This window comes from Sphingomonas radiodurans (genome assembly GCF_020866845.1).
GTDB lineage: Bacteria > Pseudomonadota > Alphaproteobacteria > Sphingomonadales > Sphingomonadaceae > Sphingomonas > Sphingomonas radiodurans.
Genome location: NZ_CP086594.1, coordinates 576,788 through 601,137, shown reverse-complemented (window position 1 = coordinate 601,137; position 24,350 = coordinate 576,788). Strand labels below are relative to the sequence as shown.

At 65.4% G+C, this 24,350-nt stretch carries 17 protein-coding genes; 4 read left to right on the top strand and 13 right to left on the bottom strand.

Translation table 11 applies throughout. The features are described from left to right. Nucleotides 1–4: 4 nt before the first annotated feature. The 3 genes from LLW23_RS02880 to LLW23_RS02870 are packed head-to-tail and all read right to left on the bottom strand — an operon-like array spanning nucleotide 5 to nucleotide 5,886. Complete coding sequence (locus LLW23_RS02880) at nucleotides 5–1,456, bottom strand: efflux transporter outer membrane subunit (protein WP_408642010.1); 1,452 nt, start codon at nucleotides 1,454–1,456, stop codon at nucleotides 5–7. After that, on the bottom strand, nucleotides 1,453–4,629 hold the full coding sequence (locus LLW23_RS02875) for a multidrug efflux RND transporter permease subunit (protein WP_270049257.1): 3,177 nt from the start codon (nucleotides 4,627–4,629) through the stop codon (nucleotides 1,453–1,455). The genes LLW23_RS02880 and LLW23_RS02875 overlap by 4 nt, the downstream gene beginning before the upstream one ends. A gap of 57 nt (nucleotides 4,630–4,686) precedes the next feature. After that, on the bottom strand, nucleotides 4,687–5,886 hold the full coding sequence (locus LLW23_RS02870; protein WP_228947285.1) for an efflux RND transporter periplasmic adaptor subunit: 1,200 nt from the start codon (nucleotides 5,884–5,886) through the stop codon (nucleotides 4,687–4,689). 367 nt (nucleotides 5,887–6,253) lie between these two features. On the opposite strand from LLW23_RS02870, the gene LLW23_RS02865 reads away from it, so the two are divergent. The 3 genes from LLW23_RS02865 to LLW23_RS02855 all read left to right on the top strand — a co-directional run bounded on the left by LLW23_RS02865 (nucleotide 6,254) and on the right by LLW23_RS02855 (nucleotide 14,190). Beyond that, complete coding sequence (locus tag LLW23_RS02865; protein WP_228948441.1) at nucleotides 6,254–8,383, top strand: BamA/TamA family outer membrane protein; 2,130 nt, start codon at nucleotides 6,254–6,256, stop codon at nucleotides 8,381–8,383. Next, on the top strand, nucleotides 8,383–12,597 hold the full coding sequence (locus LLW23_RS02860; protein ID WP_228947284.1) for a translocation/assembly module TamB domain-containing protein: 4,215 nt from the start codon (nucleotides 8,383–8,385) through the stop codon (nucleotides 12,595–12,597). Before LLW23_RS02865 ends, LLW23_RS02860 begins: the two co-directional genes overlap by 1 nt. A 120-nt stretch (nucleotides 12,598–12,717) precedes the next feature. Continuing rightward, nucleotides 12,718–14,190: a flavin-containing monooxygenase gene (locus LLW23_RS02855; protein ID WP_228947283.1), complete on the top strand. Its 1,473-nt coding sequence runs from the start codon at nucleotides 12,718–12,720 to the stop codon at nucleotides 14,188–14,190. A gap of 10 nt (nucleotides 14,191–14,200) precedes the next feature. On the opposite strand, the gene LLW23_RS02850 is transcribed toward LLW23_RS02855, so the two are convergent. The 4 genes from LLW23_RS02850 to LLW23_RS02835 all read right to left on the bottom strand — a co-directional run bounded on the left by LLW23_RS02850 (nucleotide 14,201) and on the right by LLW23_RS02835 (nucleotide 17,088). Then, the gene (locus tag LLW23_RS02850) at nucleotides 14,201–15,406 is read right to left on the bottom strand and encodes a PQQ-dependent sugar dehydrogenase (RefSeq protein ID WP_228947282.1); all 1,206 of its coding nucleotides are present in this window, start codon (nucleotides 15,404–15,406) and stop codon (nucleotides 14,201–14,203) included. A 69-nt stretch (nucleotides 15,407–15,475) separates the two neighbouring features. Next, a complete protein-coding gene (locus LLW23_RS02845) occupies nucleotides 15,476–15,931 on the bottom strand; it encodes a cytidine deaminase (RefSeq protein ID WP_228947281.1) in 456 nt (151 codons plus the stop codon). Beyond that, entirely contained in the window at nucleotides 15,928–16,599 is a 672-nt protein-coding gene (locus LLW23_RS02840; RefSeq protein ID WP_228947280.1) for a GH25 family lysozyme, read from the bottom strand. The genes LLW23_RS02845 and LLW23_RS02840 overlap by 4 nt, the downstream gene beginning before the upstream one ends. Nucleotides 16,600–16,605: 6 nt before the next feature. After that, nucleotides 16,606–17,088 carry a UPF0262 family protein gene (locus tag LLW23_RS02835; RefSeq protein WP_228947279.1) on the bottom strand — a complete coding sequence of 161 codons (483 nt, stop codon included), beginning with the start codon at nucleotides 17,086–17,088 and terminating at the stop codon, nucleotides 16,606–16,608. A gap of 106 nt (nucleotides 17,089–17,194) precedes the next feature. On the opposite strand from LLW23_RS02835, the gene LLW23_RS02830 reads away from it, so the two are divergent. Continuing rightward, nucleotides 17,195–18,685, top strand: a complete 1,491-nt coding sequence (locus LLW23_RS02830) for a replicative DNA helicase (RefSeq protein WP_228947278.1) — start codon at nucleotides 17,195–17,197, stop codon at nucleotides 18,683–18,685. A 43-nt stretch (nucleotides 18,686–18,728) separates the two neighbouring features. Here LLW23_RS02830 and LLW23_RS02825 read toward each other — a convergent pair whose 3' ends face one another. The 6 genes from LLW23_RS02825 to astD all read right to left on the bottom strand — a co-directional run bounded on the left by LLW23_RS02825 (nucleotide 18,729) and on the right by astD (nucleotide 24,329). Next, complete coding sequence (locus LLW23_RS02825; protein ID WP_228947277.1) at nucleotides 18,729–19,487, bottom strand: phosphoadenylyl-sulfate reductase; 759 nt, start codon at nucleotides 19,485–19,487, stop codon at nucleotides 18,729–18,731. Then, on the bottom strand, nucleotides 19,480–19,908 hold the full coding sequence (locus tag LLW23_RS02820) for a DUF934 domain-containing protein (protein WP_228947276.1): 429 nt from the start codon (nucleotides 19,906–19,908) through the stop codon (nucleotides 19,480–19,482). The genes LLW23_RS02825 and LLW23_RS02820 overlap by 8 nt, the downstream gene beginning before the upstream one ends. Next, nucleotides 19,901–21,532, bottom strand: a complete 1,632-nt coding sequence (locus LLW23_RS02815) for a nitrite/sulfite reductase (protein ID WP_228947275.1) — start codon at nucleotides 21,530–21,532, stop codon at nucleotides 19,901–19,903. Before LLW23_RS02815 ends, LLW23_RS02820 begins: the two co-directional genes overlap by 8 nt. Nucleotides 21,533–21,685: 153 nt before the next feature. After that, the gene (locus tag LLW23_RS02810; RefSeq protein WP_228947274.1) at nucleotides 21,686–21,982 is read right to left on the bottom strand and encodes a DUF2849 domain-containing protein; all 297 of its coding nucleotides are present in this window, start codon (nucleotides 21,980–21,982) and stop codon (nucleotides 21,686–21,688) included. Further along, on the bottom strand, nucleotides 21,979–22,770 hold the full coding sequence (gene cobA / locus LLW23_RS02805) for a uroporphyrinogen-III C-methyltransferase (RefSeq protein WP_228947273.1): 792 nt from the start codon (nucleotides 22,768–22,770) through the stop codon (nucleotides 21,979–21,981). Before cobA ends, LLW23_RS02810 begins: the two co-directional genes overlap by 4 nt. A 149-nt stretch (nucleotides 22,771–22,919) precedes the next feature. After that, the gene (astD, locus tag LLW23_RS02800; protein ID WP_228947272.1) at nucleotides 22,920–24,329 is read right to left on the bottom strand and encodes a succinylglutamate-semialdehyde dehydrogenase; all 1,410 of its coding nucleotides are present in this window, start codon (nucleotides 24,327–24,329) and stop codon (nucleotides 22,920–22,922) included. Nucleotides 24,330–24,350: the final 21 nt, after the last annotated feature.

The window sequence follows — 24,350 nt, the reverse complement described above, 5'->3', positions numbered from 1 at the left end:
CAAGTTATTGCTGCGGGCCCTCCGGCGTAGTCAGGACCGGTGCCCCGCCGGCCGTCTCCAACCGCGAATCGCCGCCGAGCGTGCGATACAGCGTCACAAGATTGGTCGCCCGCACCAGCCGCGACTGCACTACCTGTTGCTGCGCCGTGTAGAGCGAACGCTGCGCATCAAGGCTCGTCAGAAACGTGTCGATCCCACCGCGATATCGTGCGTCGGTCAGCCGATAAGTGTCCGCTGCGGCCGCAGCGAAGCGCTCGTTGGCGGCCAGCTCGTCGGTAATCGTACCGCGTCGCGCCAGCGCATCGGCGACTTCGCGGAACGCCGTCTGGATCGTACCCTCGTAGGTCGCGAGTTGCGCCCGCTGCAACGCTGTCGTCTGCTCGACGCCCGCGCGTCCGGCGCCGGCGCGGAAGATCGGGTAATTGACGCTGCCGCTAACGCTTTCGGTCAATGAATTGCTGGTTAGCAGCGAGGACAGGGCGGTGCTGGCAAAGCTTAACAGCCCGGTGAGCGAGATCGTCGGGAACAGCGCCGCCCGCGCCGCGCCGATCTCGGCGTTGCTAGCACGCAACTCATATTCCGCCTGCACCACGTCTGGTCGGCGCAATAGCACCCGGCTGTCGAGACCGGCCGGCAATTCCGCGACCGTGCCTGCCGCTTCCTCGATCGATGCAGGCAGCAGCGCGGGATCGACCGGCGCGCCGACGAGCAGCTGGAGCGCGTTCGCATCCTGCGCGATCGCGGTGCGCTGGCTCGCGATATTCGCCTCAGCCGTAGCGAGGATCTGCTCGGCCTGCCGCAGATCGGTCCGCGGCGCGACGCCGCCTTCAACCCGCGCGCGCGTCAGCGTCACCGAGCGGCGCGCGATCCCAGCCGTATCCTCGGCGAGCCGCATCAGGCTCTGATCCGCGGCATAGGTAAGCCACGCGCCGGCAACATCGCCGGTCAGCGTCAGGCGAACGGCACGTGCGGCCGCTTCCTGTGAAAAGTAGCGATTGAGCGCGGCATCGCTCAGCGAGCGGACGCGTCCGAACAGATCGAGCTCGAACGCGCTGACGCCGACGTTTGCCTGATACGTCGTGCCTCCGACCGAAAACGCCCCGCCCGCCGCGCCTGCGCCGATCTCGCGTCGTGTGACGGTCCCGCCGGTGCCGATCTGAGGAAATAACTCGGCGCGCTGGATGCGATATTGCGCCCGCGCTGCCGCAATGTTCTCGACCGACGCGCGCAAGTTGCGGTTGTTGGCGAGTGCCTGATCGATGATCTGCTGCAGGCGCGGATCGCGGAAAATGTCGCGATAGGTGACGCTCGGCAGCGCCGCCTCGCTTTGCCGCAGATAGGCATCGCCGACTGGCCAAGACTGCGGTACCGGCAGCGCTGGTTCGACATATTTGGGCGCCATGCTGCACGCCGCCAAAGCGCTGCCCAGCAGTAATGCGATTCCGGCGCGCATCACGATTGCTCCAGCCGTGGCGGATTGTTCGGTGGGCCTTGATTGACCTCTGGTGGGTGGAAGCCAGGCTCACGCCCGCGCAACTTCGCCATGCCGTCGCGGAACCCGCGGCGCACCAGCACGAAGAACAAGGGAATATAGAACACCGCCAGCACCGTCGCGGTCAGCATCCCGCCGATCACCGCGGTTCCGATCGCGATGCGGCTGTTCGCCCCGGCGCCGGTGGAAATTGCCAACGGCAGCACGCCGAAGATGAAGGCGAGGCTCGTCATCAGGATCGGCCGCAGCCGGATGCGCGCCGCGGTCAGCGCGGCATCGATGACGCGTGCGCCCTTTTTCTCTTCCTGCTCGGCGAATTCGATCATCAGGATCGCATTCTTTGCCGCCAGCCCCATCGTCGTCAGCAGCCCGATCTGGAGGTAGACGTCGTTGGTCAGCCCACGCAGCGTGACGAAGAGGATCGCGCCGATCAATCCTGTGGGAATGACCAGCAGCACCGCGAGCGGGATAGTCCAGCTCTCATACAAAGCGGCAAGACACAGAAAGACGACGATGATCGACAGGCCATACAGCAAGGGCGCCTGGCCGGATGACAGCCGCTCCTGATACGAAATGCCCGCCCAGGCGATGCTGGTGCCGGGGATCTGGCTCGCCAGCTCCTCGATCCGCGCCATCGCATCGCCCGAGCTGCCGCCGACGCTCTGCCCCTGGAATTCGAACGAGGCGATTCCGTTGAACCGCGACACCGTCGTCGGTGCTTGCGACCATGCCGTCGTCGCGAAGCTCGAAAACGGCGCCATCTGCCCGTTCGATCCGCGCACGAACCATTGATAGAGCGTGTCGGGGCTGTCGCGATACTCCGCGTCGCCTTGCACGAAGACTCGCTTCACGCGCCCGCGGTCGATGAAATCGTTGACGTAGCGGCCGCCCCAGGCTGTCGACAGCGTCGTGTTCACATCGGTCTGCGACACGCCGAGCGCAGCGATCCGCTGCGCATCAGTCTTCACCTGGAGCGTACCAATGTCGGGGAGTTCCGACAAGCGAACCCCAGTCAGCTGGGAATCGCCGTTCGCCAGTGCCAACAACTTGTCGCGCGCCGCGGCGAACTGCTGCTGGCTTAGCCCTCCAGTATTCTGCAGCTCCATCGTGAAGCCTTCGGACTGGCCAAGACCGCGGATCGCCGGCGGGATCAGCGCAAAGACCTGCGCATCTCGTAAGGCGCGAAAGGCGCCCGCAGCGCGCGCGACGATCGCGTCGGCGGCATTCTCCTTGCCCTCGCGTTCGGCCCAGTCTCGGAGCTGGATGAACCCCTGGCCAGTATTCTGACCACTGGCGCCGCCACCGCCGCCGCCCGACACGGTGAGCATCGTTCCGATATTGTTTTTCTCGTAGCGCTGGAAATACTGCTCGAGCTGAAGCTGCACCTCCGCCGTTCGGCCAATCGTGGCGCCGGCGGGCAAGCGATACTGTACGAGCGCTGCGCCCTGATCCTCGGTGGGCAGGAAGCCGGTCGGCAGCCGCAGGAACAGCACCGAAAGCAACCCGACGATCCCGAGGTACACCAGCAGGAAAAGCCACTTGCGATCGACGACACGCCGTACGGCGGTGACATAGCGTTCGGTGCCGCGCTCGAAATTGCGGTTGAACCAGTCGCCCGCGCGAGTCGCCCGAACTTTTAGCCAGGCAAAACGTCCCCCGCCTGCAGCGCGCTTCTCCCGTTCCTCGGCGCTATGCTGCTTCAGCAGATGCGCAGTCAGCGCCGGCGACAGGATCACCGCCACCGCGACCGACAGCATCATCGCCGAAATGATCGTGATCGAAAACTGGCGGTAAATCACGCCGGTCGATCCGCCGAAGAATGCCATTGGCAGGAATACCGCCGAGAGCACCAGCGCTATGGCGACCAGTGCCACGGTGATCTCATCCATCGACTGGATCGTCGCCTCGCGCGGCGACATATCCGGATTTTCCTCCATCAGCCGCTCGACATTCTCGACCACCACAATCGCGTCGTCGACGAGCAGCCCGATCGCGAGCACCAGCCCGAACAGGGTCAGCGTGTTGATCGAGAATCCGGCGAAATAGAATATGGCAAACGTGCCGAGCAGCACCACCGGCACCGCGATGGTCGGGATCAGCGTCGCGCGCCAGCTTTGCAGGAAGACGAACATGACGATGACGACCAGAATGATCGCTTCGATCAGCGTCTTCACCACTTCTTCGATCGACAGCTTGATGAAGGCGGTGGTGTCGTTCGAGTACGCGACGCGCATGTTCGAAGGGTAGGTTTTCGCGATGCGCGCGATTTCCGCTTTCACCAACTCGGCCGTCTTGAGCGCGTCCGCGCCCGGCGCGAGCAGTACCGCGATGCCTGCGCCGGGGTGGCCGTTGATCCGGCTGCTCGCGTTGTAATTCTCCGAGCCAAGCTCGACGCGGGCCACATCGCCGACGCGCACGGTGGCGCCCGATGCCGCCGTTTTCAAAATGATGTCGCGGAACTGCTGCGGCGTCTGAAGCCGCGCCTGCGCGGTGACGGTCGCGTTCAGCATTTGCTCGCTCGGCATCGGCTGCCCACCGATCTCGCCCGCCGCGACCTCGGTATTCTGCGTCTGAATGGCGGAGACCACGTCGCCGGGCATCAGCTGAAAGCTCGCGAGCTTCGCAGGGTCTAGCCAGATGCGCATCGCATATTGCGATCCGAAGACGTTGGTGTCGCCAACCCCTTCGACGCGGCCGAGCGAATCCTGCAACGTCGAAACCATCAGGTCCGATACGTCGCGGTTCGTCATCTTGTCCGACGCGTCATAGACGCCGGCGATCAGCAGGAAGTCCGGATTCGATTTGCGAACCACGACGCCCTGCTGCTGAACCTGCGCCGGCAAGCGAGTGAGTGCTGCCTGGATCTGATTCTGTACCTGAACCTGCGCAATGTCCGGATCGGTACCCTTGGCAAAAGTCGCAGTAATCGAAACCGAGCCGCGTGAGGTGGAGGAGGAGGCGAAATACAGCAGTCCGTCGATGCCGGTCAGCTGCTGTTCGAGGATCTGCGTGACCGAATTCTCGATCGTTTCGGCGTTGGCGCCAGGATAGGTCGCGCGGATCGACACCTGCGGTGGCGCCACGTCGGGATATTGCGCGATTGGCAGGGCCAGGATCGCGCCGACCCCGGCCATCATCACGATGATCGCAAGTACCCAGGCGAAGATCGGCCGGTCGATAAAAATCCGCGACACTTAGGCGCCCTTGCCCTTGGCTTGCTGCTGCTGTTTTAGCTGCTCGGGCGAGGGCGGCGTCGGGCGCTGCGGGGTATTCGCGGGTACCGGGCGGATGTCGGCTCCGGCACGCATATTGCTGACGCCTTGCGTAATCACCTTGTCGCCCGCGCGCAGCCCTTCAGTGACGACCCAATTCGCGCCCTCCGCCCGCTCGGCTTTGATCGTGCGCTGCACTGCCTTGTTGTTGGGGCCGGCGATCCACACCGTCGCATTACCTTGCGGATCGCGCGACACGGCGGCCTGCGGAACCAGGAACGCCGCCGCATTCACAGCCTGCGCGAACACGGCGCGCACGAACATGCCGGGCAGCAACAGCCCCTGCGGATTGGGGAAGCGCGCACGCAGCGTGACGGTGCCGGTCTGCTGGTCGACCACCACCTCGGAAAACTCTACAGTGCCGGTCGCCCCATAATCGCTGCCGTCCTCCAGTTTGAGGCGCACTGTCGCACTCGCTGGCAACACGCCGCCACTGGCCAATCCGCGGCGCAGCGACAGGATCGAAGCCGCCGCTTGCTGAATATCGACATAGATAGGATCGAGCTGCTGGATCGTCGTCAGCGGATCGGCCTGGCTCGTCGTGACGAGCGCCCCGACGGTGAACAAGGATCGCCCGATCCGCCCGGTGATCGGCGCTGGTACGGTAGTGAACCGCAAGTTGATCCGAGCCGTTTCGAGCTGTGCGCGGTTCTGCGCGATCGTGGCTTCGGCCTGGCGCTGCGTTGCAATCGCGTCGGTATAATCCTGCTTGCTGACCGCCTCGATCTCAGCGAGCGGTCGGAAGCGATCCGCGCGAACGCGTGCGGCCTCCGCCGTTGCACGCGCGCTGGCGACGTTCGCCGACGCCTCGTTCGCGGCGGCGCGATAAAGGCTGGGATCGATCTGGTAGAGCGGCTCGCCCTGGCGCACGACCGTACCCTCCCGGAAGAAGCGCCGCTGGATCACGCCGCTCACCTGCGGGCGCACTTCGGAACTCTGGAACGCGAAGGTCCGCCCGGCGAGCTCGGTCACGATCGGCACGCGCGTAGGCTGCACGACGACATAGCCGACCTGCACCGGGCCGCCTCGACCCTTGCCCTGCGGCTTGTCCGATCCGCCGCCACATGCGGCTAGCGCAACCGCGCCGAGCACGGCCAACTTTCGTCCGTCGATCAAATGCATCAATCCCGCTCGCCGCCCGTCAATTGTTTCGCGGGACATGTCGCCTTTGGCGCACGAACAAACGGACGATCCATTGTATCCCGTTCTCTGCTGTATGCTGCACAAGCGAATGCCGTAAGGCCATTCGTTAACAGGGCCTACCCACATTCGTCGAGACGTTTCAGTCTACGCTGCTGTGCGATTGTTGCAACGCGGGAAACTCTTTTCGGATCGGGGAGTTGCAGGTGGCGGGGGCGTGTCGGTAAGGCAAGCGCAGCCGGGTGAGAAGGGGCTATGCGTGCAGTTGAATATCGAAGGTCACCGCTGGCTAGTTGCTGCATTATTTGCAGTCGCGACAGCGGCTGCCGCGACGGCCGCCACAGCTCAGATGGCGAAGCCGGGAACCGCGCCGGCCACCGGTCCTGACGCGCCTAAGCCTGACGCGAACAAGCCCGAGCCGGGCGCACCGACTACTGTGGACCCCCAGGCGGGCGAGCCGATTGTCCCAGACGCGACCTTCAACGCCGCTCTTCCGCCGCTCTCGGACGACCTGAACGCGCCGCTCGAACCGATGCCGGCCACCAGAAGCGAACCGCTAGTCGCGCCAGCCCCGATCGTGCCCACTGGCACGATGCCGCCGCCTGCCACACCCGAGCCCGAGCTTGCCCAGCCACTCCAGCCGCTCGGCAGCACTGATACCGTGCCGCTAGTCACCGCCGCCGACGTGGTCGACGCGGACGCACCGGAGATCCGTTATGAAACGGTTGTCCGCGGGCTCGAGCCGATCGGCCTCGACGACGAGTTCAAGTCGTTGTCGGCACTGGAAGATGGCGACGGCAAGGCCGGCAATGCGACCCAGGTCAACGCTCGCGCCCGAGAGGACGAGGCGCTCGCCGTTCGGCTGATGAAGTCACTTGGCTATTATGACGGTGTCGCAGTCTCGACGCTGGAGACGATTCCCGGCCAGCCCGTCCGTCTGCGCGCGATCGTCACCGCTACGCCGGGTCGGCTCTACAAGCTTGCCGCGATCACCGTGACCGCCGCCCCGACCACGCCGCCCAACCTCGTCCGCGAGCAATTGCCACTGCGCACGGGTGACCCGATCGAGGCCGCGCGCATTCAGGGCGCTGAGGCGAACGTCAGCCTGATCCTGCCGCAGCGCGGCTACCCCTTCATCAAGGTCGGCGAGCGCGACATCCTGCTCGACGATGAGACCGTTACCGGAGACTATACGCTCCCCGTCGATACCGGCCCGCGCTCGTCGTTTGGCGCACTTCGGACGCAGGGCGATGCGGTATTTGATCTAGACCATCTTAACGTCTTCCCGCGCTTCAAGCCGGGCGAACTGTACGACAATCGCAAGGCCGATGATCTGCGCCAGGCGCTGGTCGCGACGGGATTGTTCAATGGCCTCGGCGTCGAGCCGGTCCGCACCGGTCAGCCTGGCCCCGACGGCACCGAACAGATCGACCTCATGGTCAGTCAGACCGCCGGCCCGCAGCGTAGCCTTGCCGGCAGCGCCGGCTACGGCACGGGCGAAGGCGCCAAGGTCGAGGCGAGTTGGACTCACCGCAATCTCTTCCCGCCCGAAGGTGGACTGATCCTCACCGCGATCGGCGGCACGCAGCAGCAGGGTGCATCGGCCACCTTCCGCCGCCAGAACGCGGGCAGGCGCGATCGCTCCTTCTCTGCTGGTCTTGCCGCGAATCACTCGAGCTACGACGCCTTCGATGCCTTCACCGGCACGGCGTTCGTGCGGTGGGCTTATGATTCGACGCCGATCTGGCAGAAGCGCTTCACCTATGCGTTCGGCGCCGAGCTGACCGGCACCAACGAAAGCGTGTTCGATTTCGGCCGCAACGAGCGGGTCCGTCGCACCTACGGCATCGCCGCGATCCCCGCACAGGCCGTGTGGGACACGTCAGACGACTTGCTCAATCCCACGCGTGGTTATCGCCTGAAGCTGAACCTTAGCCCCGAAACGTCAGTGCAGGGTTCGGTTCGCCCGTACGCCCGCACCATGGTCGAGGGTACGGTTTACTACCCGATCAACGACAGCTTGGTTATCGCCGGCCGCGCGCGCGCCGGATCGATCTTCGGCATCGATCGCGACGATCTGTCGCCTTCGCGACGTTACTATGGCGGCGGCGGCGGTTCGGTGCGCGGTTACGGTTTCCAGCGCCTCGGACCGTTCGAGCCGGTCTCGTCGCTGGTGCCTGACGACGAGGGTAACATCGACATCGGCAATCTTCGCCCGGTCGGTGGGCGCAGTATCAACGAATTCGCGATCGAGGCGCGCTATCGCTTCGGCAATTTCGGCATCGTGCCCTTCATCGACGCCGGCAATGCGTATGACAGCACCTTCCCGACCGCGTCTGATCTGCGGATGGGCGCCGGCATCGGCGGGCGGTTCTACACCAACTTCGGGCCGATGCGGGTCGATCTAGCCACCCCGCTGAACCCGCGGCCCGGCGACGGCAAGGTCGCGCTATACGTGTCTATCGGGCAGGCATTCTGATGGTCGATTCTGTAGCGCAGACCGATCCGATCGCTGCACATCGCCCGTTGTGGCAGCGCATCCTCAAGTGGATCGGCATCGCGGTCGCCGCGATCGTGTTGCTGCTGCTGATCATCGTCTTTGGCATCAACACCGATCCGGGCCGCCGCTTCGTCGCCGACCAGCTCGGCGGTTATAAGACCGCTGGCGGGCTCAACATCAAGGTCGGGCGGATCGACGGGTCGCTGTACGGCCGGATGGTGCTCAGCGACGTGCGCGTCAGCGATCCCAAGGGCGTGTTCGTCTCGTCGCCCCGGCTCGACGTCGACTGGCGGCCGTTTGCCTTCATCAACAACCACGTCGATGTGAAGAGCCTGGAAAGCCAGCTCGTCACCATGACGCGCAACCCCGAATTCATCCCGCAGCCGACCGACCCCAACGCGCCACTGCTGCCCGATCTCGACATCGACATCGATCGCCTGCGCGTGGCGCGCTTCGTAATGGAGGCGCCCGTCGCCGGCCAGCGCCACGTCGCACGGCTTAATGGCGCAGCGCACATCGCCGATCGCCGCGCGCAGCTGACGGTGGACGCCGCCGCATTGCGCGGTCCTGGCGTCGCTGGTGGCGATACGCTCAAGCTGAAGCTCGATGCGGTGCCCGATGACAACAAGCTCGATCTGAGCGCACGCCTGTTCGCGCCGGCTGGTGGCCTCGTGTCGGGCCTCGCCGGCACGACGGCGCCGCTCACCGCCACGGTGGGCGGGCAGGGCAGCTGGGCTTCGTGGCAGGGCAAGGCAGTCGCAACGCTCGGCGGCGGCCAGCTCGCCGATCTCGGCATCACCGCGCGTAACGGCCGCTTCGAGATTCGCGGCGCCACGCGCCCCGGCCTGTACCTCGAAGGCCCCGTCGAGCGTCTTACCGCACCACAGATGAACGTGGTGATCGACACCACGCTCGCCGAGCGCCGTGCTGACACCCGCATCAAGCTCTCGTCCTCCGCACTTGCGGTTGACGCCGGCGGCATCATCGATCTTGCCAACAGCACGTTCGGCAATTTCGCGGTCGACGCGAAGCTGCTGACGCCCGGCGCGATTGCCCCCAACCTGCGCGGCCGCGACGTGCTTGCGCGGGTTGTTCTTAACGGCGCCTTCGCCACGCCGACGGTCGATTACAAGCTGCGCGCAACCTCGATGGGCTTCGCCGAGACGACGCTCGAGAACGTCTATGCCGAAGGACTCGCGCGGGTCGATTCCGAGCGTATTCTCGTTCCGATCCGCGCCCGTGCCAAGCGCATCACCGGGCTCAACCCGGCGCTTGGTGGTCTTACCACCAACGTGCGGATTGAAGGCGACATCGCGATCGACATGCCGACAATCCTGTCGGACAATCTGCGCATTCGCTCCGACACGATCGACGCGACCGCGATCATCGCCGCCAACATGGAAACCGGCCGCTACACCGGCGCGCTCAAGGGCCGCGTCAACAATTTTCGCGTCGAAAGCGTCGGCATCATCAATCTCGACACCGATGCCAATTTGGTGACCAAGTCCAACGGCGGCTTCGGCATCGTTGGCCGCGTTGGCATCCAGACGCGGCAGATCTTCAACGAAGGCGCGCGTACCTTCCTCGGCGGCAACGCCACGATGTTCACCAACTTCGGCTATGACACCGACGGCATCGTCACCTTCCGCGATCTGAAGATGAACGCGCCGCTGTTCCGCGTCACCCGCGGACAGGGTCGCTACGACCTGAACACCGGGGCTGTCGCGGTCGATGCCGACGCTTACTCGAACCAGTACGGCCCGTTGTTCGCCCGCGTCACCGGCAGCGCAGCGGCGCCGATTGTGAACCTGCGCGCGCCGCGTCCCGGCGTTGGCATTGGTCTTGCCGATCTCAACGCACGCATCGTCGGGCGCGGCGGGGCCTATGGCGTCACCGCAACTGGCGGCACGACCTACGGTCCGTTCAACGCGGACGTGCTCGTCCGTCCCGGGGCGCAGCTCGCGGTCGATATCAACCGCGTCGTCTTCGCCGGCGTGAACTTCGCCGGCCGCGTTGTACAGACCGTCGCTGGGCCCTTCGCCGGCCGTGTCGGCTTCTCAGGTTCGGGGCTCAACGGCGCGGTTCAGCTCGCCGCACAAGGCAAGTACCAGCGCGCCGATGTCGATGCGCGAGCCTATGCGGCGCAAATCCCCGGCCAAGTCGATTTCGTCATCGGCCGCGCGATCGTGAAGGCCAGTGTCGTCCTCTACGAAAGCCCGCAGGTGATCGCCGACGCGCAGGTCGCCGACCTCCGCTATGGCCCCACCGTGATCCAGACTGGCCGCGCCAAGATCAACTACACCGGCGGCCGCGGCAACGCGCAGGCGCTGTTCACCGGCTCGAACGGCGTGCCGTTCCGCCTCGCGCTTAATGCGAAGCTCGCGCCCAACGATTATCTCGTTGCGCTGCAGGGCCAGGCGAATGCGATAAACTTCCGCACCGGCAATCCCGCCCGGATCACCGCGGCGAGCGGCACGTACCGCCTCGCGCCGACCCAGATCATCTTCGATCAGGGCCGCGCACGGATCGCCGGTAGCTACGGCAGCGGCATGACCGCGCAGCTGCGGCTCGACGCGCTCGACCTGTCGGTCGCCAATGCGTTGATCCCGAATCTCGGCATTGCCGGCAAGGCGACGGGCAGCCTCGATTTCGTCCAGGCGAACCCCAACGCCTTCCCGCAGGCCGATGCGCGGATGACCATCACCGGGTTCACCCGCTCGAGCCTCTCCGCCATCTCGCAGCCAGTCGACGTGGTCTTCTCCGGCCGCTTGGTGTCGTCGGGCGCGGAAGCGCGCGCGCTGATCAAGCGTGGGCCCACCACCGTCGGGCGGATGCAGGCGTTCCTGCGCCCGGTCTCCGGCGGCGGCTCCTGGGCGTCGCAGCTGATGGCTGCTCCGCTCAGCGGCGGCATCCGCTACAACGGGCCATCGGGCGTGCTCTTCAGCCTCGCCGCGCTGCCCGAGCAGCAATTGTCCGGCCCGATCGCGATCGCCGCAGATTTCGGCGGCCGCGTGTCTGACCCACGCCTCAACGGCGTGATCCGCGCCGACGCGCTCACGTACGACAACGAGACGTATGGCACGCGCCTCTCGCAGATGGCGATCCGCGCGCGTTTCACCAACGATCGGCTGCAGCTCGACAGCATGACGGCGAAGGCGGGCGATGGCTCGGTTCAGGCGCAAGGCTATGTCAGCCTTGCCGCCGATCAGGGATACCCGCTCCAGATCGACGCTCAGCTCACCAATGCGCAGCTTGCCAAATCCGACGCGATCGGCGCGACGGCGAGCGGCACCGTTGCGATTACCAACGGGCGCAATGGCGGCCTGATCAAAGCCGACATCACGATCCCCGAGGCGCGTTACGAGATCATCCGCCAGGGTGCCGCCGAAGTGCCTGAACTGACCGGCGTACGCCGCAAGAGCGACATTCGCCCGGCGCGCATCACCGATCGTCCCGCGGCAGCCACCGCCTCTGCCGGCCTGTTCCGTCTCGACATGCGCGTACGTGCCGAGAACAAGCTATTCGTCTCGGGCATGGGCCTCGAGAGCGAGTGGGAAGCCGACATGCGGGTCGGCGGCACCTCCGCTGCTCCGACCATCGCCGGCGGTCTCGATCTCGTTCGCGGCACCTATTCGTTCGCCGGCAAGCGCTTCGAGGTCGAGCGCGGCCGCGTCCGCTTCCGCGGCGGCGCGCTGACCGATCCCGACATCGACATCCGCGCGACCACGGAGAACGATGGCGTCACCTTCGTCATCAACATCACCGGCAGCGGCCAGCGCCCGCAGATCGCCTTCACTTCGACCCCGGCGCTGCCGCAGGACGAAGTGCTCAGCCGCTTGCTCTTCGGTACAAACCCGGAGAATCTGTCGGCGACCGAGGCGATCCAGCTCGCTGCCGCGCTCAACTCGCTGCGTGGCTCGGGCGGCGGCTTGAACCCGCTCGGTAAGCTGCGTTCGGCAACTGGCTTCGATCGCCTGCGCATCCTCGGGGCCGACGAAGCGACCGGACGCGGTAGCGCGCTGGCGGCGGGCAAATATTTGACCGACGATATCTACATCGAGATCGTCACCGACGCCCGCGGCTTTACCGCTACCCAGCTGACGATCGCGCTGACCAAATCGCTCAGTGTGCTGACTCAGGCCGGCTCGTTCGGTGGCTCGAACGCGCAGCTCCGCTACTCGAAGGATTATTGACGGCGCAAAGCTCCACTGCCTTGCCGGGACGGGAGCGCGTCATTGTTGACACGCTGGTAAGTTAAGTCCTTTTCCGCAACGCATCGATGCGATACGATCCCTCCAAGAAGAGGATCGCGCATGAACGAGCACGTCGATGTCATCATCGTAGGCGCCGGCCTTTCCGGCATCGGCGCCGCGCATCACCTGCAGGAACGCTGCCCGGATCGCAGCTACCTCATCCTGGAGGCGCGCAAGGCGATGGGCGGCACGTGGGATCTGTTCCGCTACCCCGGCATCCGCTCGGACAGCGACATGCACACGCTCGGCTACAATTTCCGCCCGTGGACGAAGGCGAAGTCGATCGCCGACGGCCCTTCGATCCGCGAATATATCGAGGACACCGCGAAGGAAGGCGGGATCGATCGCCACATCCGCTACGGTCACCGCGTCACTGGCGTCGAATGGTCGACCCCCGATGCACGCTGGACGATCAGCACTGATGGCCCTGACGGCGCGGCGCACTTCTCCTGCAATTTCGTCCATATGTGCTCGGGCTATTATGATTACGATCGCGGCCACACGCCGGACTTCTCCGGGCAGGAAAGTTTCGCCGGCCGGGTTGTCCATCCGCAGCTCTGGCCCGAAGATCTCGACTATAGCGGCAAGCGCGTCGTCGTGATCGGCAGCGGCGCCACCGCCGTCACACTCGTGCCCGAGATGGCGAAGCAGGCCGCGAGCGTCACGATGCTCCAGCGCTCGCCGACGTATGTCGTGTCACGTCCCGGCGAGGATGCGCTCGCCAACTGGCTGCGCTCGAAACTGCCGAGCAAGGCGGCGTACGGCATGACGCGCTGGAAGAACGTGCTGATGGGCATGTTCTTCTATCGCATGACGCGCAAAAGCCCCGCGAAGGTGAAGCAGAAGCTGCTCGATGCGGTCCGCGAACATCTCGGCCCCGACTACGACGTCGGCACCCATTTCACCCCTCGGTACAATCCATGGGATCAGCGGCTGTGCCTCGTCCCTGACGCCGATCTGTTCGATACAATCAAGGCCGGCCGCGCCGATGTCGTTACCGACACGATCGAGCGCTTCACCCCGACTGGCATCCTGCTGACCTCGGGCCGCGAACTGCGCGCCGACATCATCGTCACCGCGACTGGGCTCGAAGTGAAACTGCTCAGCGGCATCTCGCCAGTGGTCGATGGCGTGCCGATCAAGATGGGCAGCGCGCTGCAGTATAAGGGAATGATGTTCTCGGACGTGCCGAACCTCGCCTTCACCTTCGGCTATACCAACGCCTCATGGACGCTGAAGGCGGATCTCGTGGCGATGTACATGTGCCGCCTGCTCAACACGATGAAGAAGCGCGGGCTTCGCCAGGCCACCCCGCGCATCGGCAGTGAGGAAGTGACGCCCGAGCCGTTCGTCGACTTCTCGTCGGGCTACATCCAGCGCGTCGCCGATCAGCTGCCCAAGCAGGGCAACCGCAAGCCGTGGAAGCTCAACCAGAATTACGCGCTCGACGTAATGGCACTGCGTTTTGGTTCGGTCGACGACAGCATGGAATATTCGAACCCGCTGCCCGCCCGAGAGAAGGTGGCGGCCTGAACCATTCCGATCACCCCGGCGTAACCCGGATCAGCCGTGCCTTGCGCTGATCCTCCACTACCCAGAGCGATCCGTCAGGTGCCTGCTCCACTTCGCGAATACGGGCCGGCATGGCTACCCGTCCGATCTCTGTCGCGCGGGTTTGCGTCACACGAACGCGGATGAGCGCTTTGCTAGCGAGCCCAGCTAGGACGAAATCCCTGTTCCATCCGCGGAACAGCCGCCCCGTATATTGGATCATCCCGCCCGGCGCGATCACCGGCGTCCAACTCAGCAGCGGCGCGATCTTGCTTGGGTCCGTGCTGTGCCGCGGGTAGGGCGCGCCACCCTCCGACGAATAGCGGTCGCCTTCCGACATCAGCGGCCAGCCGAAATTGCGCGCGCGGATCAGGTTGAACTCGTCACCGCCAGCCGGCCCCATCTCGCTCTCGTACAGGCGACCGTTCAACCCGAACACAAGGCCATACGGGTTGCGATGGCCGATGCTCCAGATCTCGGGCATCGCCTTGCGCCGGCCGACATACGGATTGTCTGCAGGCACCGATCCGTCGCGATTGAGGCGGATGATTTTCCCGAACGTGTTGGCGAGTGATTGTGCCATCGCCTCCTGCTGGTGCTCGCCAGCCGTCACGAAGAGCTTGCCGTCGGGCGAGAAAGCGATCCGCCCTCCGAAGTGCGCCTCGGTAGCGGCACCGCGTGGCATCTGACGCCAGATCACCTGCTGATCGTCGAGCCGTCCGTTGCCGTCCGCAGCCAGCGTGAGCGTAGCGCGCATGACGGCGAGGCTCGCGCCCGAACTACCCGGCTCGGCATAGCTTAACCAGATGTGGCGATTGGTCACGAAGTCCGGATCAAGCGCAACATCGAGCAGCCCGCCCTGCGACTTGAAAGACACCGCGGGTACCCCGGCCACGGCCGCTGACACTTGTCCCGCCTGGGTAACGATCCGCAGCCGCCCCGGCCTTTCGGTCACCAACAGCCGCCCGTCGGGCAGGAACACCAGCGCCCATGGGTTTTCAAGGACATATCCGGTAACCGGGGTAATCGTGACCGCATTGCTGCCGACCGGCGCGGCAGCGGGCAGGGGCTTGGACGGCGCCGCGGCAGGAGCGACGCGACCACCTGGCACGACGACGATGTGCCGCGGATCATCAGCCCGTAGCGACCCCGTCCCGACCAGTGCCAGTGCCGTAACCGACGCGCATGCTCCGGCCAAGCCAATTGCCCAATACTTGATTCTCTGCACTAGAAGCCCCCGCTCATGCGCGGCGAGCCGCTAGCACGATCAGCCCGGTGGCACCATTCCGAGGTCGGCCGGCCCGAACGCATCCGGCAGCAGTTCCGACAGGCGATAGCTCGTCACGCCATCCCCCTCGGCGCCCCCGCAATGCACCCGGATGTCGCGTCCGCCGATCTGCGCCGCCTCGTTGATCACTTGGCGGCAGCGACCGCACGGCCGCACGATGGCCGCGCCAGTGATCGCGCCATCGCGGATCATCCCGCCGACGACGCCGAGCGCGACCACGGCGCCGAGCCTCCCCTGCGCGCTCGCGGTCGCGATCGCCACCGTCTCGGCGCAGAGCGACAGGCCGTAGCTCGCATTCTCGACATTGCTCCCGACGATCACGCTTCCGTCGTCCAGCAGCACCGCCGCGCCCACGCCGAACCCCGAATAGGGCGCATGCGCATGCCGTGCCGCATCTCGCGCCATCGCGATCAACTGCGTTGCCTCGTCGATCATGGTGCCGCCACGTTCCAATTTACTGGTCCTTCGATGCCATCAACCCGCCGCATGTCGCTCGCGCGCCACATCCGCCACGGCCGTGTGGCATAGTCGGGCGGGAAGAACGTGGCCGCAGCCCAGATTGTGCGGGGCAGGGCGCTGGCGAGGTCATAATCGCCCTCCACGTCGCGCGAGACGCGCAGCAGCACCGGCTTTCCCATATGCGCCTCGATCATCGTTGCGGCCTGTGCGATCTCGCGCACCAGCACCGCTCGATCGGGTCGAGCGTCGCAGCCGGGCGCATAGTCGACGTCGATCGCCACCGGCAGCGCCGCTGTGTCACGCGGCACGATTGTATTGAACGCATTGGCCTGATCCACCCCGAGCAGGCACAGCGACCAGACGTGGACCGCGCCGCGTCGTAGGCCGGCGGTGGCAATACCGTGCCAATTCTCCTCGAAGCGGCTGTCGCGCTGCCGCCCATGGGTCGCCGTTGCATAGGCGAAGTCCGCGCCGCCGCCTGCGACCACTGGCCATTCGACCGCGCCGTTCGCCTCGCTGACGTCGATGCCCTGCACCGGAAACTTCTCGACCGACGGCCGCCAGCGCGTCGCGCCTTGCCACCCGGCGACGCCGAGCAGCCCGATCGCGAACAGGATCAGGACGAGGCGACCAAGCCCGTACATTTGTGCTCAGCCCTTGATATGAAGTACGCAGATCAGCGTGAACAACCGCCGCGCGGTATCGAAATCGACGTCGATCTTGCCCGTCAGCCGCTCCTTGAGCAGCTCGGCCGCCTCGTTATGGATGCCGCGCCGCGCCATATCCACCGTTTCGATCTGCTGCGGCGTCGCCTGACGTATTGCCTGGAAGTAACTGTCGCATATAGCGAAATAGTCGCGGATCGGTCGGCGGAAGCGTCCCATGCCGAGGATGTGCAGCTCGAGCGGCGTGCCGTCCTTGCGCTTCACCTGCATCGCCAGGCGACCTTCCTCGACCGACAGTGCCAGACGGTACGGCCCGGCATAGCCGTCGGCATGTTCCTTCTGCGGCGCGAAGTAATTGCCTTCGATCAGATCGAAGATCGCGATCCGCCGTTCCTGCTCGATATCCGCCGAGCGCCACAGAATGGTGCGCTCGTCCAGTTCGACATCGATGATCCGCGGATCGGCCATCGTGTCGCGATAGAGACGAACCGCGCGCGCGACAACGGCCCGCCTTATCCACGCGTTTCATCGCGCAGCGCTTGAGGCGCGCGAGCGACTGCGTATCAGCAGACCGATGGCAACGCTCGCATTCCCCGCTCCGGCCCCCGCCGAACCCATTCACCTCCCACGCAACGTCGAGGCCGAAGCCGCGATGCTCGGCGCGATGATGATCGACAACCGCCTCGCCGACGACATCGCCGACCAACTCGATCCGCAGCATTTCTACGAGCCCGTCCACGGCCGCGTCTTTGCCGCCATCAAGACGCTGCGCTCGAACGACATGCTCGCGACCCCGGTCACGTTGCGCCCGATGTTCGAGGCCGACGAAGGCATGCGCGAGCTCGGTGGCCCGGCCTATCTTGCGCAGCTCACCGGATCGGGCGCCGGGCTGATCGGCGCGCGCCAGTTCGCCAAGCAGATCTACGATCTCGCCATGCTCCGCTCGCTGGTCACGGTCGGCCGCACGCTCGTCGACCGCGCGATGGACACCTCGGAGGAGGTGAACCCGCGCGCACAGATCGAGCTGGCCGAGGAGGAATTGTTCAAGGTCGCCGCCGACGGCACGACCGAGAATTCGATCAAGAGCTTCGCGCAAGCCACCAAGGTCGCGCTGAAGATGGCCGAGACCGCGCTCAACTCCGGCGGTAAGGTCTCCGGCATCACCACCGGCTTCGATACGATCAATGGCCGGATCGGCGGCATGCACCGGTCGGATCTGATGATCCTCGCCGGCCGCCCCGGCATGGGCAAGACATCGCTTGCCACCAACATAGCGTTCAACGCCGCGCAGCGCTGGATGATGGATATGAAGGCCGGCATCGCGCCGAGCGAATCAATCGGCGCGAAGGTCGCGTTTTTCAGCCTGGAAATGTCCTCTGACCAGCTCGCCACCCGCGTGCTGGCCGAACAATCCAAGATCACGTCCGAAAAGCTGCGTCGCGGCGATATCAGCCGCAGCGAGTTCCACCAGCTCGCCGCCGCCGCCGCGGACCTTGAGAATTTGCCGCTTTTCATCGACGATACCGGTGGCCTTTCGATCGGCGCGCTGCACACCCGCGTGCGCCGGCTCCAGCGTCGTCACAACAATGAAATCGGCCTGGTTATCGTGGATTACCTCCAGCTTCTCAGCGGCAGTGGCAAGTCGAGCGAGAGCAATCGCGTGCAGGAAATCTCCGAGATCAGCCGCGGCCTGAAGACGCTGGCCAAGGATCTCCACGTGCCGGTACTCGCGCTGTCGCAGCTAAGCCGGGCGGTCGAGCAGCGCGAGGATAAGCGCCCTCAGCTGTCGGATCTGCGCGAATCCGGCTCGATCGAGCAGGACGCCGACATGGTCTGGTTCGTATTCCGCGAAGACTATTACGTCGCTGCCAAGGAGCCCAAGCGCCCGACCGAAGGCGACAATTCGAAGATCTTCGAAGATCACGCGACCTGGGCGAGCGACATGGAACGCGTCTACGGCCTGGCCGAATTGATCATCGCCAAGCAGCGCCACGGCGCGACTGGCAAAGTGACGATGAAGTTCGATCCCACGGTAACGCGCTTCAGCGATTACGCTGGGTATTGAGCGATTCCTGTCGCCCCGGATCAAGTCCGGGGTGAAACCAAGATCAGAAAACCGGCTCTTCCCCTGGCTTCTCGGGTACGTGGATCCCGCACTCGACCTTCTCCCACCCGCGCCAGCGCCCGGCGCGGGGGTCTTCGCCCGGCAGCACCTTGGACGTGCAGGGCTTGCACCCGATCGACGGATAGCCGTCCGCCTCCAGCGGATGCCGCGGCAGTTCGTGGGTGTCGAAATACGCCTCGATCCGCGCTTTGTCCCAATCCGCCAGCGGGTTGAGCTTCAACCGCCCCTCGTCGACCTCGAACCGCGGCAAGGCGATCCGCGTCCGCGCCTGGAAGCCCTTGCGACCCGAAATCCACGCATCGAACGGTTGCAGCGCACGGCGCAGCGGCTCGACCTTGCGGATGTCGCAACAGCCGTCCGGATCATACGACCAGCGCAGGCCATTGGCATCCTTCGCTGCGAGCAGGCGCGGATCCGGGCGGTACACCCTGAGGTCGGTGAACCCCAGCCGCTCGGAAAGTTCGTCGCGATATTCAAGCGTTTCGCCGAACATCTTCTGCGTGTTCGTGAACACGACCGGCACGTCCTTGTCGACCGCCGCGATCATGTGCAGCAGCACCGCCGACTCCGATCCGAACGACGAAACCGCCGCGACGCGCCCCTTCAGTTCACCGGCCAGCAGCTCGCGCAGCATCTCCTGCGTGTCGACACCCGCAAAGCGCATCTCCATCGTCGCCGCGTCCAGCAGTGTGAATGCCGGTGCGACGTCGATCATGTCGAGGCGCCGTGCGGCCTCAGCCATGCCGCAGCTTCCACACCGGCACCACCGCATCGGCAGCCGACTGATACCGGAAATCGTAACGGACGAGGCTGCGTTGCAACGTCTCGGCGTCGACCGGCGCTTCCGGCGCGAAGCTGTCGAAACCGCAGCGCCGCATCAGCGGAATCTGATCGACCAGCACATCGCCCGCCGCGCGCAGTTCGCCGACATAGCCGCCCTCGCGCAGGACGCGAGCGGCGGAATAGCCACGGCCATCACGGAACGTCGGGAAGCTCACTTCGACCAGCGCCAATTGTCCCAGATGCGGCAGCAGCGCCCGCGCATCGTCACCCGCCTCGATCCGCACCGCACCAGCGTTGGTTTGGCCTTCGAGGAACGAATCGAGCGTCACCGCCGGCTCGTCATGTGCCTCGTCGTCGCGGAAGCGCAGCAGATTATCCATAGATCGCCTCCTTGAACGTCTCGAAGCCGACGCGGCGGTACGTGTCGAGGAACCGCTCGCCGGGCTCGCGCACCTGAACGAAGCGATCGGTCACGCGCTCGATCGCATCGACCACGCCATCCTCGTCGAAGCCGGGGCCGGTGATCTTGCCGAGGCTCACGTCCTCCGCGCCCGATCCGCCGAGTAGGAGCTGGTAATTCTCCTTGCCCTTCTTATCGACGCCCAGGATGCCGATGTGCCCGGCATGATGGTGGCCGCACGCGTTGATGCAGCCGCTGATTTTGAGCTTCAGCTCGCCCAGATCGCGCTGCCGATCGAGGTCGCTGAAGCGCGTCGCGATCTTCTGCGCGAGCGGGATCGATCGCGCGTTGGCGAGACTGCAATAATCGAGCCCTGGGCAAGCGATGATGTCGCTGATCAGGTCGAGGTTCGCCTCGGCGAGCCCCGCGTCGGTCAGTGCCTGCCACACCGCGTACAGATCTGCCTTGCGCACGTGCGGCAGGACGATGTTCTGCGCATGCGTCACGCGCAGCTCGTCGAACGCATAGCGCTCGGCAAGATCGGCCATCAGGTCGATCTGGTCCGCGGTCGCATCCCCCGGGATGCCGCCGACCGGTTTCAGCGAGATGTTGACGATCGCATAGCCCGGCGCCTGGTGCGGCTTCACGTTCTGATCGACCCACACCGCGAAATCGGGGTCGCCCCGGTCGATCTCGTCGGGAGCACCGGTTTCGAACGCGGGTGGCGCGAAGAACGCCGTGATCCGCTCGAGCTCCGCCACCGGCGGATCGATTCCCAGCGTCTTCACATGCGCGAACTCTTCCTCGACCTGCCGGCGATATTCGTCCGCGCCGATCTCATGAATCAGGATCTTGATCCGCGCCTTGTAGATATTGTCGCGCCGGCCATAGCGATTGTACACGCGCAGGCACGCCTCGACATAGCTCAGCAGATCGTCGGCGGTAACGAAGTCCTTGATCTTCGGGCCGATCATCGGCGTACGGCCCATGCCGCCGCCGACGAATACCCGCCCGCCCAGAACGCCGTCACGCTTGACCAGCTCGATCCCGATATCGTGCAGCCGCATCGCCGCGCGATCTTCCGGGCTCGCGATAACCGCGATCTTGAACTTGCGCGGCAAGTAGCTGAATTCCGGGTGGAACGTGCTCCACTGCCGCAGCAGCTCGGCCCACGGCCGCGGATCCGCCACTTCGTCCGCTGCCGCGCCGGCGTATTGATCCGAACTGATGTTGCGGATGCAATTTCCGCTCGTCTGGATCGCATGCATCTCCACCGTCGCCAGCTCGGCGAGGATGTCTGGCGCGTCCTCCAGCTTGATCCAATTGTACTGGATGTTCTGCCGCGTCGTGAAATGGCCGTAGCCGCGGTCATATTTGCGCGCGATATGCCCCAGCATCCGCATCTGCCGCCCGTCGAGCGTGCCATACGGCACCGCCACGCGCAGCATGTACGCGTGCAGCTGCAGGTACAGCCCGTTCATCAGACGCAGTGGCTTGAACTGATCCTCGGTGATCTGCCCGGCAAGCCGACGCTTCACCTGGTCGCGGAATTCCTCCACGCGGGCATCGACGATCGACTGATCATATTGGTCGTATTTGTACATCGTCTCTTCCTAGCTCCTCCCCGGCACGGGGAGGGGGACCGCCCGGCAACGCCGGGTGGTGGAGGGGCGTTTCCGCGAGCGCGTCGTCTGTGGCGCCGCCCCTCCACCATGCTCGCGCATGGTCCCCCTCCGCGAAGCGGGGAGGATTGAAATTCAAATCACCCAACTGCCGGCATCGACATCCGCCGGCTTCAGCGTCAGGTCCGGCCGAACCGTCGGCCCCAGCGCACGGATGCGATCCTTGATATGCGCCGGACGCGGCCCATCCGCTGTCGCCACCGCGTCGATCACATACGGAACGTTCACGCGCCGCGCGCCTTCCTCGGCCTTGGCCAGGCCCTCGCCCTTGTCACCGACATCGGCCGCATCCTCGACATGCCGTGACCAGCCCGTGCCGGTCCACCACGTCACGTCGCCCGTCGCCAGATCGTTTCCGGTCAGCAATTTCATGCGCTCATCGACTCCGCTGCACGTGCCCAGCCGGCCAGCCGATCCTCGGCATCGCTCAACTCGACCACTTCGCCCACGACGATGATCGCCGGGCTCGCCACCGCCTCGCGCTGCACCATCGCGCCGAGATCCGCCAGCAAAGTCTTGAGCGCGCGATGGCCGGGCAGGGTGCCCCGCTCCAGCACCGCGACCGGCATGTCGGGCGCTACGCCGTCGGCCATCAGCTTGTCGGCGATCGTCTCCGCTGTTGCGACGCCCATGTAGATCACCAACGTGCGGCCCTGGCCCGCGAGGCCGGCCCAATCCTGGTCGCTCAGCCCTTTGCACTGGCCCGCCACGAAGCTGACCGCGCTTGAATGGTCGCGATGCGTCAGCGGCAGCATCGCCTCCGCTGCGCAGCCGAGTGCCGCCGAGACACCGGGAATTACCTCCACCGGCAACCCCGCCGCGCGCACCGCCTCGACCTCCTCGCCGCCGCGCCCGAAAATAAACGGATCGCCGCCCTTCAACCGCACAACGACACTGCCGGCGCGCACGTGCGCCACGATCAGCGCATTGATCGCGTCCTGCGGCACCGTGTGCCGTGCGCGCTTTTTCGCGACCGAAATCCGATGCGCACTCTCCGGCGCGATCGCGAGCACGCGCGGATCGATCAGCCCATCATGCACCACGACATCCGCCGCCTTCAACGCCGCGACCGCACGCACCGTCAGCAGCCCCGGATCGCCCGGACCCGCTCCGACGAGGATCACGCGCCCACGCGCATCGGGATCGAGAAGGCTAGCCATTGCCAGGGAGATGGTCCTCGCCCCGGCCCACAGCAACCGAGCGATGCTTGGCGAAGGCGTAGGTTAGCTTGGGGGCCCTGGCAGTCTTGGCCATTTCCGTACCCCAACGATTGCGACGGCATTGCTGATACAAGATGAGGTTCACCTCATCAGGCGTCCCGCAGGCCGATCCCGATCGACGCACGCGCCGCATCCGCCTCATTCGACACAACCGGATATGCGCAATAATCAGCCGCGTAATAGGCGCTCGGCCGGTGATTGCCCGACCAGCCGACGCCGCCGAACGGCGCCGAGGACGATGCGCCGTTGGTCGGCCGGTTCCAGTTGACGATGCCGGCGCGCGTCCCGGCCCAGAACCGGTCGTATAGCGCGGGCGTCTGGCTGATCAGCGACGCCGACAGGCCATAGCGCGTGTTATTTGCCTCGGCGACCGCAGAGTCGAAGTCGGTCTCGCGCACCACCTGCAGGATCGGGCCGAACAGCTCGATGTCGGGCCGATCGGCCACGTTGGTCATATCGATGATACTGGGCAGCAGGAACGGCCGGTCCTCGACGGGTCGAACCAAGTGACGGATCGCCCGCCCGCCACGCATCATCAGCGCGAGGAAGCTCTCGGTCAGTTCGTCGGCAACCTGATTGTCGATCACCGGGCCCATGAACGGTGTCGGGTCGGCGTGCGGATGATCGACGATTAGCCGAGCGACGATCTTGGTGATCTGCTCCATCAGCGGCTCATAGAGTTTCTCGTCGACGATCAGCCGCCGCGCTGCCGTGCAGCGCTGGCCCGCCGTCGTGAACGCCGATTGGATTACCAGCACCGCTGCAGTGTAGAGATCGGGCGTGTCCCACACCACGATCGGGTTGTTGCCGCCCATTTCGAGCGCCAGGATCTTCTCGGGCTTTTCGGCGAAAGCACGATTCAGCGCGATCCCGGTGCGCGCCGATCCTGTGAACAGCAACCCGTCGATCCCGTCGTGCCCGGCCAGCGCTCGGCCTTCGTTCGGCCCGCCGATCAACAGCCGGATGCATTCCTCCGGCACGCCAGCGGCGCGATAGCATTCCACGAGGAACACGCCCGTCGCCGGCGTCTTCTCGGATGGCTTGAAGATCACCGCATTGCCCGCGATCAGCGCCGGCACGATATGGCCATTGGGCAGATGTGCCGGAAAATTGTACGGCCCCAGCACCGCGAGCACGCCGTGCGGCTTGTGCCGCAGCGCCATACGCGATCCCATCGGTGCGTCGAGCCGTCGCTGCGCACTACGCTCCGAATAAGCCGATACCGAAATGTCGACTTTGCCGATTACCGTGTCGACCTCGGTGCGCGCTTCCCACAGCGGCTTGCCCGTCTCGCGTGCGATCACGTCGGCAAACGCCTCGGCGCGCTGGCGGACGACATTTGCAAAGCGCCGCATCGTCTCGATACGATAGGTCAGCGGCCGCGCCGCCCAGGTCGACCAGCCGCTCCGCGCCGCGGCGACTTCCGCATCGACATCGCCGATCGGCCCACGCCACAGCTCGGCACCGGTCGCAGGTTCGAAGGATACGATCTCACTCACGGGCAAACCTCTGGTGTTCGC

Excerpts from the sequence above, each read along its gene's own strand:
- LLW23_RS02875 (WP_270049257.1), bottom strand. The coding sequence starts at position 4,629 with ATGATGGCCGGGGTCGGCGCGATCCTGGCCCTGCCAATCGCGCAATAT.
- LLW23_RS02870 (WP_228947285.1), bottom strand. The coding sequence starts at position 5,886 with ATGCATTTGATCGACGGACGAAAGTTGGCCGTGCTCGGCGCGGTTGCG.
- LLW23_RS02865 (WP_228948441.1), top strand. The coding sequence starts at position 6,254 with ATGGCGAAGCCGGGAACCGCGCCGGCCACCGGTCCTGACGCGCCTAAG.
- LLW23_RS02860 (WP_228947284.1), top strand. The coding sequence starts at position 8,383 with ATGGTCGATTCTGTAGCGCAGACCGATCCGATCGCTGCACATCGCCCG.
- LLW23_RS02855 (WP_228947283.1), top strand. The coding sequence starts at position 12,718 with ATGAACGAGCACGTCGATGTCATCATCGTAGGCGCCGGCCTTTCCGGC.
- LLW23_RS02845 (WP_228947281.1), bottom strand. The coding sequence starts at position 15,931 with ATGATCGACGAGGCAACGCAGTTGATCGCGATGGCGCGAGATGCGGCA.
- LLW23_RS02840 (WP_228947280.1), bottom strand. The coding sequence starts at position 16,599 with ATGTACGGGCTTGGTCGCCTCGTCCTGATCCTGTTCGCGATCGGGCTG.
- LLW23_RS02835 (WP_228947279.1), bottom strand. The coding sequence starts at position 17,088 with ATGGCCGATCCGCGGATCATCGATGTCGAACTGGACGAGCGCACCATT.
- LLW23_RS02830 (WP_228947278.1), top strand. The coding sequence starts at position 17,195 with ATGGCAACGCTCGCATTCCCCGCTCCGGCCCCCGCCGAACCCATTCAC.
- LLW23_RS02825 (WP_228947277.1), bottom strand. The coding sequence starts at position 19,487 with ATGGCTGAGGCCGCACGGCGCCTCGACATGATCGACGTCGCACCGGCA.
- LLW23_RS02820 (WP_228947276.1), bottom strand. The coding sequence starts at position 19,908 with ATGGATAATCTGCTGCGCTTCCGCGACGACGAGGCACATGACGAGCCG.
- LLW23_RS02815 (WP_228947275.1), bottom strand. The coding sequence starts at position 21,532 with ATGTACAAATACGACCAATATGATCAGTCGATCGTCGATGCCCGCGTG.
- LLW23_RS02810 (WP_228947274.1), bottom strand. The coding sequence starts at position 21,982 with ATGAAATTGCTGACCGGAAACGATCTGGCGACGGGCGACGTGACGTGG.
- cobA (WP_228947273.1), bottom strand. The coding sequence starts at position 22,770 with ATGGCTAGCCTTCTCGATCCCGATGCGCGTGGGCGCGTGATCCTCGTC.